Below are 17445 nucleotides of genomic sequence, written 5' to 3'. Positions count from 1 at the left end.
CATGAATCAGTCTTATACGCCTTCAGAAATGATGACAATCACTGCTGCCCGCGCTCTGTCAAATGGGTCCAGTTGCTTTGTTGGTATTGGTTTACCCAGCGAAGCTGCAAACGTCGCAAGACTTACCCATGCGCCGGACATAACTTTAATTTACGAATCAGGGACCATTCAAACAAAACCTGATGTGCTACCTCTCTCGATAGGAGATGGCGAACTGTGTGAATCGGCATTAACCACGGTTTCGGTACCGGAAATGTTTCGCTACTGGCTTCAGGGTGGCCACATTGACGTAGGTTTTCTGGGGACCGCTCAAATCGATCGTTTCGCAAACCTTAACACCACAGTTATTGCAGCTGAGCACCAGGCTGACGGAAAACATGGTGCATATAGTTATGCACATCCTAAAGTACGTTTGCCGGGAGGCGGCGGTGCGCCTGAAATATCGACAAATGCAAAAGAAGTGTTCATCACTGTAAAGCACTCCACCCGCACTTTTGTAAAAGAAGTCGACTTTGTTACAACGCTGGGTTTTGGTCGCGATGGTAAGGGCCGGGAAAATAATCCTAATATTGGTAAGGGCCCCTCTGTCGTCATTACTGATCTATGTATTCTGAAACCTGATCCAGAAACCAAAGAACTGGTTGTAACAAGCCTTCATCCGGGAGTGACACAAAAGCAAGTACAAGATGCCACAGGTTGGGAAATTAAATTCGCTGAAAAGCTCGATGAAACACCCGTACCCGATGAAGCATCGCTAAAAGTGCTACGCGAATTAAAAGCCCGTACAGCAAGACAACATGCTGGAGGGAATGCACAATGAAAATCTCTCTTTGCCACCCCCGACGTTCTGCGGTTGGACGCTACGCCGGCGGCCTTGCTCCAATCCGTCCCGATGATCTGCTCGCGCAGGTTATCCGGGCAACTGTGAAAGAAGCAAGCGACCTTGATCCTGCGGCTATAGATGACGCAATTTTCGGGTGCGCGAACCAGTCAGGTGAAGACAACCGCAATGTTGCGCGGATGTCAGTATTACTGTCAGGCTTACCTCAATCAGTGTCTGCCACAACGATAAACCGCTTATGTGGCTCAGGAATGGATGCAATTGGAATGGCTTCCCGCGCAATACGAGCCGGAGAATCTCACCTTGTTCTTGCTGGCGGTGTAGAGTCGATGTCACGTGCTCCGTATGTTATGGGTAAAGCCGGAACAGAATATGACCGTAGCCAAATACTGGAAGACACGACAATGGGCTGGCGTTTTATTAACCCCGCACTTAAAAGTCTCTATGGCACTGAAACGATGCCAGAAACTGCTGAGAATGTGGCTGAGAAATATGGTATTTCCCGCCAGGACCAGGACGCATTTGCCTTGCGCTCTCAACAAAAAGCACTAGCAGCAAGGGAATCCGGCCGGTTTGCAAAGGAAATTGTACCTGTTACCTTTACCCCCCGCAAAGGCGACCCCATTATAATTGACACTGACGAGCATCTCAGACCACAGACAACACTGGAAGCACTGGCAAAGTTGCGAGCACCTTTCAGAGAAGGAGGGACCGTCACTGCCGGCAATGCATCAGGCATAAACGATGGTGCTGCAGCCATGCTAATAGCCAGTGAGCTGGCAGTAAAACAGCACGGGCTACTTCCTGTTGCAAACGTTATAGCAATGGCAACAGCGGGTGTTGAGCCTGCACTAATGGGGATGGGCCCGGTAGCAGCGGTACAAAAGCTCCTGCAACGCACCGGCATTTCTCTGGCAGAAGTCGATGTGATCGAATTGAATGAAGCATTCGCTTCGCAAGGACTGGCCTGTATGAGAGAGTTAGGTCTGAAAGATGACGACGCGAGAGTAAACCCGAATGGAGGGGCAATAGCCCTTGGACATCCACTGGGCATGTCAGGCGCCCGCCTAGTGCACACCGCAGCAGTACAACTACAGCAAACGGGAAAACGCCTCGCACTTTGCACTATGTGTATTGGTGTGGGCCAGGGAATTGCAATGTTAATTGAACATCCGGAGGCATAATGACACCAGTACTTAATTATGAAACCCTTGGCGATAGAAATAATCCCGCCCTGGTTCTCGCTCATCCCCTGGGTATGAATTTGCATGTATGGGATCACTTAGTTGAGCACCTTAAGGATAGTTTCCATATTCTCAGGTTTGATTTGCCGGGCCACGGAAAATCGAAACCGGTAGCATCAGAAATCACCACGCTTAATGAAACCAGCATTGTAGATGCTGTTTTGAATGCATGTGATTCGGCTGGGATCCAGCAGTTCCATTTTGTAGGTACATCTATTGGCGGAATGCTGGGACAACAATTGATTATTAATCATCGCGACCGGTTATTGAGTGCTGTGCTGACGAACACTGGTCTTGTTATCGGTACCCGGGAAGGCTGGCTTCGCAGGCAAGCTGACGTAATATCATCAGGCCTTAGCAATATGGCCCCTACGCTTGTTTCCCGCTGGTTCAGTAAGGTCTTTACTGCAACCCGGCCTGACCAGGTAGTACACTGGACAGAAGAACTTTCGAAAGTTGATGATCATAGTTACGGATTGTTGTCAGCCTGGATAGGTGAAAGAAACTTCATCGGTGAACTAACTCCCCTACACCACCCCACAATATTGATTGCCGGAAGCGATGACATGGCGACCCCTCCTTCGTTACTGGCAACATTATCGCTTAGCCTGGGGAATCCGCCACTGTTGGCAATGCCGGATACGGGGCACGTTCCTTCAGTGGAGCAACCCGAACAATTTACGCACCATGTAAAACAATTTTTGGCGACCGCTTGTCGCTGAAACCAGTCGCCGTAAGTCAAAGGGCGGGCTTCCTGATTTTGTTCGCCCTTTTTATCTGAATATATGGCGTTTTGAACACTGCCTGTAGCACATCTCTTTATCAGCTTCGGTAGAGATCATTTATCGATGCGCATCAAAACTCTTTTTTGACTCTCCTGAGCAGCCTCCAGAAAATTTATTTTTAGTAAATAGGTTCACCAATTATCAATAAAAGCCACCCATTCTGTCAGGAGGTAAAAGTTCAACAGCCGCTGTTCAAACTAAAATCAAATCTATATTTTTCAGCATTTTAATAGTTAAAACCATTTTTAACATTATCATCATAAACTAAAATCAGCCTTCACTGATACTTAGAGGGTATCCCACGGGACTCATTCAGTATTGGATAATGTAAAAAGTTCAACGTAATTTCTCCAAATAAAGAAACAATCAAATAACACTTATTTTACAACAAGGATGTGAGCAGTGTTGTTCGGACGTTTCAGATAAAAGCGTGTGTTTTGCAAATTCCAACGGAGAGAACCATGAACACTTTAGAACGAAAAACGCTCAACAAAACCCTACTCGCTGTATCAACAATTACTGCACTCACTCAACTCCAAACGGCAAGCGCTGCCAACATTGCTGGTACAGATGTAAAATTTAATGGCTATATTAAGGTCGACGCAATGTACAGCGATTATTCAAACGGTGAAGGTATTGGCCCGATGAGAGATATCTACGTTCCCTCTCTGGTCCAGACAGGCGCTGAAGATGATGATCTAGGCGGACGATTTGACGCTCATGCAAAACAATCCCGTTTCAGATTTACAACCAATACACCTGTTGATGGCGAAAACAGCGTTACAGGAGTCCTGGAGTTTGATTTTCTGCTGACTTCTGGCGGTGACGAGAGAGTAAGTAACTCATATGTACCAAGGTTACGTCATGCATATCTGCAATATGGTAACTGGCTGGTAGGCCAGACATGGTCAACCATAATGGATCTCGGTGCACTGGTCGATTCAGTAGACTTTATCGGAACGACCGACGGCGTTGCGTTTACCCGTCAACCTCAAATCCGCTATACCAATAATGGATTTTCTATTGCTCTGGAAAATCCTGAAACAACTGTCGGTACTACCGAGACAGCCCAGATTACAACAGACGATAACTCGGTTCCGGATCTTATTGCTACCTACACAATGAAAACTGGCTGGGGCCACGTGAAATTCGGTGGTCTTGTTCGCCAGTTGGCTTACGAAATTGCAGAAGAGGATTATACCGAGACTGGGGTTTCGCTCTCGCTGTCTTCAAGAATTAACATTGGTAATGGTGATGACATTCGTATTCAGGTTGCCAGTGGTTCTGGTATTGGCAGATATGTGGGTGTGAACGCCGCAAATGGTGCATTTCTTAATGCCGAAGGCAAGTTTGAGGCTGTTGACGCTACCGCCGTTACGTTGGCGTATCGCCATACATGGAATGAGCGTTCACGGTCAAACATAATTTTCTCATCTCTGGATGTCGACACGATTGAAGGCATGGTGGGTTCATTGACTAACGATGTTTACAGCACCCGAATCAATTACATCCAGCACATAACAGCTCCCCTCTCACTTGGTATTGAATATACCTATGCCAAACGTGAAACAGTCAACGGTTTCGACGGCGACATGAGCCGGGTACAAGTTTCAGCAAGATACGACTTCTAAGCTTTTTACCGAACCTGCCCAACCGGCAGGTTTGTACTCCAGCTGACAAGATTATCAGCCAGATTTCTACAAATTAAAAAATAACTACATAAGTTCAGAAATTTAATTTTCAAAAATGCGAGTAGACAATGATGAAACTGAATAAAAAATTTATTAAACAGTGCATGTTGGCAACAGGCATGATGGGCACAACTTTAATGGCTACTTTTCCTGCCCATGCAGATGAGGAGCCGATTAAGATAGGTGTAATGTTACCTTATAGCGGCGTTTATGCTGGTCTGGGCGAAGCAGCAACCAATGGCCTCAAACAAGCGTTGAAAGAACATGGTAATGAAATTGCCGGTCGTCCCGTGGAATTCATGATCAGTGATACCGAAGCAAAACCAGCGCGGGCGCCGGAACTCACCTCTGCAATGGCAGATAAAGACGATGCCGATTTCATTGTAGGACCCGTTCACTCTGGTGTAGCTATGGGGATGATAAAAACCATCCGAAATAAAGATTCCATCATGATTATTCCCAATGCGGGAGCCAATGCTGCGACCGGCGCCTTTTGCCAGCCCAATGTATTCCGGACATCATTCTCATCCTGGCAGACCGCATATCCTATGGGAAGCGAAGCGGTTGAAATGGGCTATAAGAAGGTCGTAACCATGAGTTGGAATTATGGTTTCGGTAAGGAGTCTTTAGAAGCTTTTGAAGAATCCTATGAGAAAGCAGGGGGCGAAGTTGTTAAAAAGATATACGTTCCGTTTCCCAATACAGAATTCCAGTCTTACCTGACAGAAATAGCCTCAATTAAACCAGATGCTGTTTTCGTATTCTTTGCTGGCGGCGGCTCAGTCAAATTTGTAAAAGATTACGATGCTCTGGGCCTCAAAGGCAAAATTCCACTTATCGGTTCAGGATTCCTGACGGAAGGAACAATTGAAGCACAAGGTGACTCTGCTGAAGGTTTACTCACCACGCTGCACTATGCAGATACGCTTGATAATCCGAAAAATAAAGCCTTCCGTGAACATTACCAGTCACTCTACAACAAGCCTGCCGATTTATACGCTGTTCAGGGTTACGATGCCGGACAATTAATAATTCAGGCTGTCGAAGCTACAAAGGGTAACACAAGCGATAAAGATGCGCTGATCAAAGCGATGGAGAAGGTGGAAATAGACAGCCCCCGTGGTGCATTCCGTTTTTCTAAAGCACATAACCCGATTCAGAACATTTACCTGAGAAAGGTTGAAAACGGAGAAAATGTTGTAGTTAAAACTGCCGCAAGCGAGCTGAGTGACCCTGCTCGCGGTTGCAGATTATAAGCATCAAGCGTTGTACGGAAGCCTGCGGGCTTCCTTTATAAGGTGTAATAGTATGGATATGTCTTTATTCCTGGTGCAGTTGTTGAATGGTGTTCAATACGGGCTTCTCCTGTTTCTGATTGCATCCGGGCTTACGTTAGTTTTTGGCGTAATGGGAATACTGAACCTTGCCCACGGTTCAATGTATATGATTGGCGCTTACCTCGTGTATTACTTCGCGACGGTAACAGATAACTTCTTATTTGCGGTTATCATTGCATGTCTTATCGCAATGATTCTCGGAATAGTTATTGAGCGCTTTCTGATCGTACATTTATATAAACGGGATCATCTGGATCAGGTTCTGTTAACTGTCGGTCTGATTTTTATCTTTAATGCTGCACAGAGCTTTATCTGGGGCAATGATCCTCTTGGCGTTCAGGTGCCATCACTTCTCTCTTCCTCAATACAAATAACTGACATTGTTGAGTATCCAGTTTACCGCTTATTCGTCTCAGTATTGTGTGTAGCAATCGCCGTTGCGATGTACTACATCATCAATAACACAAAACTTGGAATGATGATCCGGGCTGGAGAATCAAACCGGGAAATGGTGGAAAATCTGGGCGTAAATATTGGCAAGCTTTTCACCATTGTATTTGCCGTTGGCGTTACCTTATCTGCACTGGCGGGAATCGTATCAGCGCCAATTGTCAGCCTGGTGCCAGGTATGGGTGAAAGGGTTTTAATATCCTGCTTTGTAGTGGTTGTCATCGGAGGAATGGGATCCATAAAAGGCGCCTTCGTCGCAGCTTTGCTTGTAGGCATCGTAGATACCTTCGCGTCTGTTTTGTTACCGGGGATGTCGAGCATGACAGTTTATCTGTTAATGGCAATTATCCTCATTTTCAAACCACAAGGGCTATTCAAAAGTTAAGGTATACCGATGTCTGTATTTTCTACCAAAGCTGAAAAAATATTCATTCTCGCGTTCTTTTTCATTGCCCTTGGGATCCCCTTGTTCTTCAATGAAAACACGTTCTATGTAAACAAAATTTCCAGCATGCTCATCCTGTCAATATTCGTCATGTCGCTGGATTATCTGGTTGGCAGAACCGGTCTTATCAGTTTAGGGCACGCGATGTTCTACGGACTGGGAGGTTATCTGTTCGCTATTATGCTTCCGGAATATGAAGTGGTTAATTTCTGGCTGTATACCTTTTATGTAATGACTGCCAGTGCAGTTATAGCGTTTGTAGTGGGTTTAATTGTACTTCGCACAAGTGGCATTTATATGATTATGATAACACTGGCACTGGCACAAATGACCTTCTACTTTTTCGCAGACTCTACCGAATATGGTGGTCTCGACGGCCTGTTTATCTACCTGAAACCCGAAACCAGTATTTTCGGGTTGAACTTTCTCGATCTGGATAATGAAATTCACTTTTATTACCTCTGCCTGCTTTCACTGTTCAATTGCTATCTGTTTTGTAAAATCAGTCTCAATTCACGTTTCGGAAGGGTTATTGACGCAATAAAGGAAAATCCTGACAGAGCATTGGCGCTCGGCTACAACATTTTTCATTTCCGTCTGATTGCGTACGTTTTGTCATCGTCTTTGGCTGCTTATGCCGGATACCTTTTCTCGCTCCAATATGGGTTTGTAAATCCTACGATGATGTCCTGGGAGGTTTCTGCATCTGCGTTGGTTATGGCCATTCTTGGCGGACTAGGTACTATTTTTGGTGCCATTCTTGGCGTATTCGTTTATGAGAGCCTTCATTATGTCATTGAACATATGACGCAATACTGGATGTTCTGGATGGGGTCACTGATCATCATTATGGTGTTAACACTGAAAAGTGGAATCGCGGGTCTGGTTGAACAGTTTGTCACGGGGAAACGAAAATGAACGATTGCATTTTACAAGCGGAGAATCTCTCCAAACATTGGGGCGGACTTAAAGCTCTGAATGAATTTAACATCAAGTTTCATGACAAATCAGTACACGGCATAGTCGGTCCTAATGGCGCAGGGAAAAGCACAATGCTGAATATTCTTTGCGGAACATACCCGGCTACCAAAGGCGTGATTCTCTATAAGGGTGAGAACATAACCAACCTGAAAAGTTACCAGTTCTGTCGCAAAGGTATTGGACGTAGTTTCCAGAAAACGAATATTTTCAGGGAAGCTACATGCTTAGAAAATTGCAGCATCGCCGCGCAGCAGCGTATAGGTAAGTGCTTTAACTTGTTCCAACCACGTCAGGCTGATAAGAAAGTGAGAGAAATAGCGCTGGACGCGCTTGAGCAGGCTGGTCTTAGCCGTCGTGCAAATACCCGTGCCGGAGCCATCAGTTACGGTGAACAAAGGCAATTAGAGATTGCTATGGTACTCGCTACAGCCCCGCAAGTCTTGTTATTGGATGAGCCAATGGCTGGCATGGGTCATGAGGAGTCTCAGACTATTATTGAGCTGCTTAAAAAGCTGAAGCAAAGATATTGCATTGTATTGGTAGAGCACGATATGGACGCGGTTTTTGAACTGTCAGATTTGATGACAGTGATGGTGGATGGTCAACACTTAATCACAGATGTCGTCGATAATATCCGTTCAAACCCACTGGTCCAGGAAGCGTACCTGGGTAATGACGATGAGGTATTCTGAGATGAAAAACAATATTCTCGAAGTAAATGGAATCCATACCTTGTACGGCGAAAGCCACATTCTGCACGGTATATCTTTCAGTATTCAGAAAGGTGAAACCGTAAGTATCATGGGGCGGAATGGTATGGGTAAATCAACTACGTTGAAGTCCATACTTGGTATTGTACGTCCCCGCAGTGGCACAATACGTTATAAGGGAGAGGATATCGATACACAACCGACATGGCAACGCATGCGCAACGATATTGCCTATGTTCCTGAAGGCCGCGGTATGTTTCATAATCTCACAGTAAAAGAACACTTACAGATGGCCGCAAGAAAAAACTCCCGCGGCGAGGAGAACTGGACGTATGACCAAGTGCTGGATGTATTCCCACGACTCACTGAAAGACTCACGAATAAGGGTACTCAGTTATCTGGTGGTGAGCAACAAATGCTGGCCATCGGTCGTGCTCTGCTGACTAACCCCGACCTGTTAATTCTTGATGAGGCGACAGAAGGACTTGCTCCCCTTATCCGCAAGGAAATCTGGGACGTTATACGAAAAATTAAAGCAACGGGTGTTTCTACTATTATTGTTGATAAAAATATCAAAGTACTGGAAGAATTATGCGATCAGCACATTTTGATTGTTAAGGGTAAAATAAAGTTTAGCGGCGACTCTGAAGCCCTCCTTGCCAATAAGACATTTATTGAGTCCTCCCTTGCTGTATGACCAAAATGTGATATTTTCCTGACGAAACATATATAGAAGTATGTCCCTTCAGCAAACCGGTCACAATAGATGACCGGTTTTTTATAACCAAAAATAGAAATGAGCCATGTCAGAAAAACAAGGCGTCTCGGCGAGACAAGGCATAAATTCACTGGAGTTGGGAATGGAAGTTCTCAGACTCATTGCCGAACACAGTTCTCCGGTTTCGCTAACGAAACTATCTGAACTTTCTAATATGAGCCCAAGCAGACTTCATAAGTACCTGGTGAGTTTCACTAAATTAGGTTATGTGGCTCAGCTAGAAAATTCAAAATATACCCTGTCATTCAGTAGTGTACGATTAGGAATGTCAGCGTTAAGGAACCTGAACCCCGTTCAGGTCGCCTTCGAATATGCAGACCGGTTGCATCAGGAGCTCGATAAAACAATAACTATCACCATCTGGAATGGAGATGTACCACTGGTTATCAAATGGCTGGACTCAAGCCGCTTCCTTCCGGTGAATATCCGCCTTGGCTCTGAACTTTCACCTTTTAATTCCGCTGCAGGAAGAATTTTCCTATCAAACCTCCCACTATCGCGTCGAAGAGAACTTGTAGAAGCGTATTTTAACGCCCCCGCCCCCTTACCCAGATACATGGGAAAACCTGTTTACAAAGAACAGTTTTACAGCCTTCTGAATGAAATAAAAAGAGAAGGGTTGTGCTGTTTTAAAGAGGATTTTTTACCGGACATCAATGTGATCGCAGCTCCGATATTTAGCCTGGATGGCTCTGTGAATTCAGTGGTAAGTTTGCTCGGCTTAAGCAGTGATACGCCCGTTACTAAAAGCTGTGTTTATGTTCAGTCAGTTATTAACGCGTGTGAAGCAGCAACCCGGAAAATAGCGGGTATATGATAGTGCCTGATGCGAATCGGGTAGCATGAAGGGAGTTTCTCTGGCAGTGAGTGCTCACCGCCAGAGACTGTTCTTTAAGTTTCTTGACTCAGCTTGATTCATTCACACGTGTAACTTGATGCATCTGTAATAGATCCAGTGCCGCTATAAACTGCCTTTTTCGGATATGAACAGACGGGCATTGTCACACTATCATCAGCTGAGCTGAGGATCACATCATCGGGCGGAGCAACGCCATTTTCTACCCAATCCATAAGTAGATTAAAGAATTGCTCAGGGGCCGGAAGAGGCACATTATTGGCGTTTAGTTCCGGGCTTTCCGTGCCGTTTACAGATCCTATGCCTCTACAATGTCCATAGCCAGGTATTAAATAAAGACGATTGAAATCCTGAACATTTTCCATTCCTCCCATTTTATCTGCGACACGATTAAAATAGTTTATTGATCCGTCTGCGGTAATTAACTGGTCCGCGAGACCGTGATAACTGATGATCCGGGCTCCACTCTCTTTAGCCGAAGATAAGTCCGGATTATCAGTATTTATATTACCAAACCAATTTTGTAACGCTAAACCTTCAGTATATGCATACGCTAAGTCAGCGTAACTTAGCAATTTCCAACCATCTTCGCCATTCCCGGTTGAATTCCTGAAAGTCGGAGTCGCAATTGTTGGATCTTGCAATTCCAACGCTACCAGGTCAGAAGAGATTGAGAACGGGCCAAAAATACTGCCAGACAAATACTCCAGATTAGTACCGCGGTCTAACCCCCACCACAATTGTTTATGTTCCGCTGTGAGGAATGCATTTCCAGCATTATCTTCGTCTGGATCTGGTGCGGTTCCGTCAACGGTTTGACCATACCAAATTTTATTAATTGCTACCGCCTCGGCCTCCGATACACATGCGCTGCTTTCACTAATACCGGTAACCCCATCACCAACTTCTCCTGCACACAGAACTTCCTCATCTTTCAGGGGATTGTAAGCACAAGAGTTAGGATCAACGATGAAACCTAAGTGCTGGTCGTTGATAACATCACATGCACTTACCGCCGCTCCACTAACTAACGCCAGTTTTTCTGAAGCAATAGGACCACCCAGCTCCTGTTGCATCACTATCTGAGGATATAACTCATTGGTAATAAAACGAGTCCAATTAATTGCAGGAGCTTGATTTAAATAGCCATCGTAATATTCAGGATGCTCCTGAGCCATCTTATAACCCTGACGACCTCCAGTAGAGCAACCATCCCAATATGCATAATCTTCCTCTTTACCATAGTATTGCTTAACTATGTCTTTTGTTTTTTCCGCGAGCTTTTCAAGTGCGCGGTCAGCAAAATCTTCCCATAACCTCTCATTGACAGAACCGTTTTCGTCCATAGCGAAAGAGCCAGTTCCTGTTACCGTGTGACCAGTATCAGTAGTTCCTACCACAAATCCCTGTTCCGCTACCAGAGAAGCCTGGCTGTTACCTATTTCTGTAAGTGATGTTTGTGAGCCACCTGCCCACCCACCTCCGCCAAGGTTCCGGATTCTGCCATTCCAGTTTTGGGGACCAGGTAACCATATTTCTACCCCGATACCTTGTGAAGTCGAAGGCAATCCATCAGTACCCGGATTCCCGGGCCCAACCAGTATCTTTACAAGACACATGTCTACCGCTGCAGTCATGTTTGTTTCGGATCCATCCAGAGTTATCTCATCGCCCTGAGCAAATGCATGCACCAGAAGGACACTGGTTTCTGAGTCTGTTTCAAGGCTTGTGATGAAACTGTCATCACAACTCAAAACTGTTTCTGAGGGGAGCTCGGCAATATCACCATCATCAGGTTCATCATCACCGCAGCCCGTCAGGGCAACAACTGGCATAAACAACGCTGCGTAAATGAGATTTCGATTAAATAAAAGCTTTTGGAATTGTGTGTTTTTCTTTGTACGAATCATATGAAGCCTCTACTGACTTTTCATTTTATGACCTGAAAATAATGCTAACTGAGACAGCAACGTCTTAATTGCATCATAATCTGGCCGGACTGCTGTCAGACTTCAGAATTTGGCCTTAGCCTTTCAATCTGAATTGAAAGAGACGTTCACTGACAAGCGCTCGTAAACACCACAAAGTAAAAAGTTAGTTATTATTTTGTTTAACAATTGTTTACACATTGAAAAATAACGAAACTAAAATTGCTTAACAAATACCATATTTGTTAAAAGTGATACTTAGAAGGTATGTTGTCAGAAGAGCCTTTGAACCTTAATTATTAAACCCTTCCTATTGATTTTTGCGAAGTAAAAAACTCTGAACTAATACGATCCCGCCACCAAATATCAGCCCCCAAAAAGCAGAAGATAGCCCTAGCAATGACAGATCAGACGCTGTTACCAGAAATGTACACAATGCCGCTTCTCGCTGTGTGGGTTGGCTCATAGCGGCATTTAGCGAGCCTTCGAGGGCGCCTAATAGTGCTATACCAGCTACCATCGCAATGAATGCGGCCGGAAATGATTGAATAATACTGACTAAAGCAGCACTAAACAGACCAAACATAAGATACCAGAGCATTGCGACTACTGGTCCGAAATACCGCTTCCCCGGATCCGGGTTAGCGTCTTTACCGGTACAAATTGCAGCTGTGATAGCCGAAAGATTAACGCCATGACAGGCTGTAGGAGCGAACAAAATACTTAACAATCCGCTACCGGCAACAATAGAATTTGCCGGCGGATCATATTTGTCCTGTCGCAGGATAGCGATCCCAGTAATGAACTGACCGCTTACAGCAACCAGCACCAAAGGTATGGCGATACTGAAAAGAGACGTGATTGAAAATGTTGGCCAGTACCACTGAGGCACAGATACTTTCCATTGCACATCTGAAAAAGATAAATCGTAGGTGGCCAGAAGTACCAACACACCAATAGCCACAGTGAGCATAATGGTATAACGAGGTAAAAGCTGCCTCAAAATAATATAGGCAACGAACATAGTGATTCCAAGCATTGGCGAGCCGGACATCTGCGAAAATAAATCCAGACTAAAATGCACAAGAATGCCTGCTAGTAAGGCCGCCGCAACTGAAAGCGGTAGTCGTCTGACTAACTTTTCAAAAGCCCCGGAAATTCCAAGCAGCAACAGAATTACGCCAGCCATTACGTAAGCGCCAATCACCTCACTCCACGCCATACCCGGAACAAGCGTTACCAGTAATGCTGAGCCCGGCGCGTTCCAGGCAAACAGCAATGGTATCCGGTATCTCAAACTGAACCAGCCGCACAACAAACCACTGGCAATTGACATCCCCCATATCCAGGATGTCAGTACTTCATTGCTCAGATTCGCAGCTTCTGCAACCTTAAAAAGAATAACAAGCGGCCCCGCATAACCCATTGTAGAAGCCAAAACACCGGCAACTGCAGCGGACAGCGACCAGTCTTTCAATGGAGGAAAAAATACAGAATTAGAAGGTCCGGACATATTGAAGATTCCTCATGTGTTACATTTTAGAAAAGGCAAAAAGACTGGTTACTTTGAGAAGCGATAAATTCGCAGAATGGATAGTGTGTAATAGCGAGTGGCAGACTGAGTCTGGTAACAAGCATTCCAGTGACAGAACTGTCACCGGAATGTTTGCAATGGTTGAAGGGTTATACGACGAATGTCAGCCACAATCTCCTCCGGCAACCGGTAAAATGGTGCCAGTTATGTAGCTTGCTTCGTCTGACGCAAGAAACAAAATTGCGGAAGCCTGTTCATCCAACGTGCCGTAACGGCCCATGAAACTAGTATTTTTGGTCTGATCAACAATCTGCTGATACCAGATTGCTTCTTCGTCAGATTGCTGCTGTTCATTCCTTGGGATGATTCTGGCCGGCGCGTCAGTGCCACCCGGTGCCGTGGCATTTACGCGGATGTTATACTCCGCATATTCAAATGCAAGCGCCACAGTTAGTGCGTTTACGCCGCCTTTGGCAGCAGCATATGGCACACGGTTTACCCCGCGGGTCGCGACAGAAGACACATTCACAATAGCGCCATGACCATTTTCAAGTAAAGCAGGAAGTACAGCCCTGCAACACCAGAGTGTAGGGAATAAAGAACGGCGTACTTCTTTTTCTATCTCTGAAGGTTGATAGTGCTCATAAGGCTTGGCCCAGATCGTACCTCCCACATTGTTGATGAGCTTGTCAATGTGGCCGAAATGGGCCTTAGCATTCTCAACAGCGCCAACAGCCCCTTCCCAGGTCTCAAGATCAGCCTCAACTGCAATAGCTTCTTTGCCTTGTTTCACAAGCGAAGAAGCAATTTCGTGAATATGACTGGCACGGTCCACCAAAACGACTTTAGCTCCCTCTTCTGATGCACGTTCTGCTACCCGAAGACCAATTCCCTGCCCGGCACCAGTCACTACTATAACTTGCCCCTCAAAACGCCGGTTCATGCGGCTTTCTCTTTCGGGGTGCTCGGATTGAATTTCTCATAATGGAAGCTTGCCGGCTCAGTTGCTTCCTGTTTGAAATATTGCCTTACGGCATCGACCATAGGAGGTGGTCCGCACAAATAGGTATCGGCGTCTGCAATTGCAAATGGAACCGCATTCATGTGTTCAGTAACAAAGCCTAATTTCTCATGCTTACTATCCGGATTCACCACAACGGTTGCATAAGAGAAATTACTCATTTTTTCTGCGAACGCGTTCAATGCTTCCAGCTTCACCAAATCATCTACATTTGTTACGCCGTAAAGTAAAAATACCTGTTTCTCAGCTCCCTCTTCTGCAATCAGCTCTAACATCGACAGAATAGGTGCAAGACCAGTCCCTCCGGCAAGCATTAGCACAGGTCTTTCAACTGCACGCAAATAGAAGCTACCTAATGGGCCGGTAAGGGGGAGCTCGTCACCAGGCGCAGCCTTATCTCGAAGATATGAGCTCATCTTACCGTTGGGAACGTTTCTGATAAGAAAGCTGGCTTTTTGTGCGCCCGGTGCCGAGCTGAAAGAATATGCCCTGCTGTCATCTGACCCCGGAATCCCCAGATTGACGTACTGTCCAGGAAGAAACTGCAGTGGTTCGGACAACGTCACATTAAGTTCAATTGTTGTCTCCGATAAAGACTGCACAGTCTCTACAGTAGCAGTAAGGCTCTGTGGTCCGGATGAACAGAGTGATGAAGCTGCGGGAATACTGACGACTACATTTGATTCCGGCACCATTTGACAAGTGAGAACCACACCATCAGCAGCTTCGTCATCTGTCAGCGCTTCATCTATGTACTCATCACCTAAATCGTATTTTCCCTGCTTGCACGTACCTTTACAGGTTCCGCAAACACCGTCGGAGCAGTCCATTGGCAGTTTCACATGAGCCCGATAAGCAGCATCGAGAACTGTTTCACCATCATTGCATTCGATTACGCGGGTAACCCCGTCCTCAAAATTGAGCGCAACTTTAAAAGACATAACTTCTACTCCATCTTAAAGGTGGTAAACATCAATGACCTGATTGATATAGTCATTGTTAAGTACGATTTTCTTACTCGTGATCACTGGCAGCTCTCCTGACGTGTCCAGTGTGCAGAAGATAGTACCGAAGAACCGCGTAGTTTCTTTATACCTGTGGCTGAGAGTATTGAAGTTATAGCGAATTTCAGCTTTGCCTTCGGTTTGCTCGAGAACTTCTAGATTGGCACACTGATGAGTTGTTCTCGGCTCAGGCATACTGGCTCCTGAACGTTCTGTCTTAATGCGATAAACCCGGTCTTCGAGGCCATTGCGATTCGGATAATAAATGAGCGAAATCTCTTTTGTCGGATCAGTTGTCAGCTTGTCGTCATCATCCCATGCAGGCATCCAATACTCGCACTTAGGATGATAACAAGTCAGCCAGTCGTCCCACTGCCGGTCATCGAGCAACCTGGCCTCGCGAAAAATAAATGCCTGAATCTCTTGATATGTCATGATTGATACCTCTTAACCTTTCTGCACAACAGGGATTTGAGCGGCCTTCTCAAATTGAATAGCCTGTAACATTTCATCCACCCAGTGTTTATGGTGATGTACATAGAGCCCTTCATCCTCAGGTTTGATACCTGTTGCGATGGTATCCATTCCGACAGATTTAGCGTAATCGTCAGGTCCTTCCATCCAGTGAGCTGCACCTCTACTCATGTCGTTCCAGCGCATATCACGGGCTTCGTAGCCTTGCTGACAGCCGCGGAATTCTTCCAAATCATCAGGCGTTCCCATTCCTGAAACATTGAAGAAATCCTCATACTGACGGAGACGTTTTTGTCGGCTTTCAGCAGATTCATTTTTCGGCGCAAAACAATAGATACTGATCTCTGTTTTATTCACTGAAATCGGGCGCAGTACGCGAATTTGCGTTGAGAACTGGTCCATCACGTATACATTTGGATAAAGGCAGAGATTACGCGTTTGATTAACTATTGTGTCGGCACGAGCCTCACCGACTTTTTCCTTAAGTTCGTCGAGCAGACTGTAAACAGGTCGTGCTGTCGGATTAGCTACCCGCGTCCACAGCATCATGTGGCCGTTTTCGAAAGAATAAAAACCGCCCTCGCCTGACCAACTCTTGGCATCGACAGCTTCTGTGCCGCCATCTTCGTAATTGCGATGTCCCATTGTTGACAAGTAATTCCAGTGCACAGTGCCTACATGATAACCATCAGCGCCATTCTCTGCGGTGAGCTTCCAGTTACCTTCGTAGGTATAGGTCGACGTTCCGCGCAAGATTTCGATACCATCAGGATCCTGATCAACAATGTTGTCCAGCACTTTGGTGGTTTCGCCAAGGTATTGTTCTAACGGCAACACATCGCTGTTCAAGCTACCGAACAAAAACCCTCTGTATGATTCAAAACGAGCAATATGCTTAAGATCATGAGAGCCCTCTTTATTGAAAGACTCAGGGTAACCGCCTTTCTTTTGATCGCGGGCTTTTAGTAACTTGCCTGAATTGTTAAAAGTCCATCCATGAAACGGACAGGTAAATGAAGTTTTGTTACCACGTTTGCGGCGACAAAGCGTAGCCCCCCTGTGCGAGCAGGTATTCAGAATGGCATTCAAGTCTCCATCTTTATTGCGGGTAATAACGACTGGTTGGCGCCCAATTGTAGTCGTGAAATAATCCCCTACCTCAGGAATCTGACTTTCATGAGCAAGAAACACCCAGTTACCTTCAAAAATGTGCTTTAGCTCGAGTTCAAACAGATCCGTGTCGGTGAAAATACTGCGATCACAGCGATAATGTCCGGTTTTTTCATCTGCCTCGACGGCACCGCGAACTCTTTGCTCAAGTTGTGACAAAGTTGCTTTCATCTTATTTCTCCTGGCAAATTTCGTG

16 protein-coding genes are annotated in these 17445 nt (G+C 45.6%); 10 read left to right on the top strand and 6 right to left on the bottom strand.

All coding sequences use genetic code 11. From position 1 onward, the window contains the following. Window position 1: 1 nt before the first annotated feature. The 10 genes from DS731_RS05565 (at window position 2) to DS731_RS05520 (ending at window position 10079) form a co-directional block, all read left to right on the top strand. A complete protein-coding gene (locus DS731_RS05565; RefSeq protein WP_119500393.1) occupies window positions 2-820 on the top strand; it encodes a CoA-transferase subunit beta in 819 nt (272 codons plus the stop codon). Next, window positions 817-2025 carry a 3-oxoadipyl-CoA thiolase gene (gene pcaF, locus DS731_RS05560; RefSeq protein ID WP_119500392.1) on the top strand — a complete coding sequence of 403 codons (1209 nt, stop codon included), beginning with the start codon at window positions 817-819 and terminating at the stop codon, window positions 2023-2025. Before DS731_RS05565 ends, pcaF begins: the two co-directional genes overlap by 4 nt. After that, window positions 2025-2807: an alpha/beta fold hydrolase gene (locus DS731_RS05555; RefSeq protein WP_119500391.1), complete on the top strand. Its 783-nt coding sequence runs from the start codon at window positions 2025-2027 to the stop codon at window positions 2805-2807. Before pcaF ends, DS731_RS05555 begins: the two co-directional genes overlap by 1 nt. Window positions 2808-3331: 524 nt before the next feature. Beyond that, the gene (locus DS731_RS05550) at window positions 3332-4501 is read left to right on the top strand and encodes a DcaP family trimeric outer membrane transporter (protein WP_119500390.1); all 1170 of its coding nucleotides are present in this window, start codon (window positions 3332-3334) and stop codon (window positions 4499-4501) included. Between the two features lie 128 nt (window positions 4502-4629). Then, window positions 4630-5817, top strand: coding sequence for an ABC transporter substrate-binding protein (locus DS731_RS05545; RefSeq protein ID WP_232373487.1), 1188 nt, complete (start codon window positions 4630-4632; stop codon window positions 5815-5817). Window positions 5818-5869: 52 nt separating this feature from the next. Next, window positions 5870-6733 (top strand): branched-chain amino acid ABC transporter permease, encoded by an 864-nt coding sequence (locus DS731_RS05540; RefSeq protein WP_119500389.1) that lies wholly within the window; start codon window positions 5870-5872, stop codon window positions 6731-6733. Between the two features lie 9 nt (window positions 6734-6742). Beyond that, window positions 6743-7711 (top strand): branched-chain amino acid ABC transporter permease, encoded by a 969-nt coding sequence (locus DS731_RS05535; protein WP_119500388.1) that lies wholly within the window; start codon window positions 6743-6745, stop codon window positions 7709-7711. Further along, a complete protein-coding gene (locus DS731_RS05530) occupies window positions 7708-8466 on the top strand; it encodes an ABC transporter ATP-binding protein (RefSeq protein ID WP_119500387.1) in 759 nt (252 codons plus the stop codon). The genes DS731_RS05535 and DS731_RS05530 overlap by 4 nt, the downstream gene beginning before the upstream one ends. Window position 8467: 1 nt before the next feature. Then, entirely contained in the window at window positions 8468-9181 is a 714-nt protein-coding gene (locus tag DS731_RS05525) for an ABC transporter ATP-binding protein (protein WP_119500386.1), read from the top strand. A 106-nt stretch (window positions 9182-9287) separates the two neighbouring features. Continuing rightward, window positions 9288-10079, top strand: coding sequence for an IclR family transcriptional regulator (locus tag DS731_RS05520; RefSeq protein WP_119500385.1), 792 nt, complete (start codon window positions 9288-9290; stop codon window positions 10077-10079). A gap of 98 nt (window positions 10080-10177) precedes the next feature. Here DS731_RS05520 and DS731_RS05515 read toward each other — a convergent pair whose 3' ends face one another. The 6 genes from DS731_RS05515 to DS731_RS05490 all read right to left on the bottom strand — a co-directional run bounded on the left by DS731_RS05515 (window position 10178) and on the right by DS731_RS05490 (window position 17420). Then, window positions 10178-12028, bottom strand: coding sequence for a tannase/feruloyl esterase family alpha/beta hydrolase (locus DS731_RS05515; protein WP_202980708.1), 1851 nt, complete (start codon window positions 12026-12028; stop codon window positions 10178-10180). A 328-nt stretch (window positions 12029-12356) separates the two neighbouring features. Beyond that, window positions 12357-13559: a benzoate/H(+) symporter BenE family transporter gene (locus tag DS731_RS05510; RefSeq protein ID WP_119500383.1), complete on the bottom strand. Its 1203-nt coding sequence runs from the start codon at window positions 13557-13559 to the stop codon at window positions 12357-12359. Between the two features lie 184 nt (window positions 13560-13743). After that, complete coding sequence (locus tag DS731_RS05505; RefSeq protein ID WP_119500382.1) at window positions 13744-14523, bottom strand: 1,6-dihydroxycyclohexa-2,4-diene-1-carboxylate dehydrogenase; 780 nt, start codon at window positions 14521-14523, stop codon at window positions 13744-13746. Beyond that, the gene (benC, locus tag DS731_RS05500; protein ID WP_119500381.1) at window positions 14520-15542 is read right to left on the bottom strand and encodes a benzoate 1,2-dioxygenase electron transfer component BenC; all 1023 of its coding nucleotides are present in this window, start codon (window positions 15540-15542) and stop codon (window positions 14520-14522) included. Before benC ends, DS731_RS05505 begins: the two co-directional genes overlap by 4 nt. A gap of 15 nt (window positions 15543-15557) precedes the next feature. Continuing rightward, on the bottom strand, window positions 15558-16040 hold the full coding sequence (benB, locus tag DS731_RS05495) for a benzoate 1,2-dioxygenase small subunit (RefSeq protein WP_119500380.1): 483 nt from the start codon (window positions 16038-16040) through the stop codon (window positions 15558-15560). A 12-nt stretch (window positions 16041-16052) separates the two neighbouring features. Continuing rightward, window positions 16053-17420, bottom strand: a complete 1368-nt coding sequence (locus DS731_RS05490; protein WP_119500379.1) for a Rieske 2Fe-2S domain-containing protein — start codon at window positions 17418-17420, stop codon at window positions 16053-16055. Between the last annotated feature and the right edge of the window lie 25 nt (window positions 17421-17445).

The sequence above is a fragment of the Alteromonas sp. RKMC-009 genome, assembly GCF_003584565.2.
GTDB lineage: Bacteria > Pseudomonadota > Gammaproteobacteria > Enterobacterales > Alteromonadaceae > Alteromonas.
This window is presented reverse-complemented; position numbering and strand designations above follow the sequence as displayed.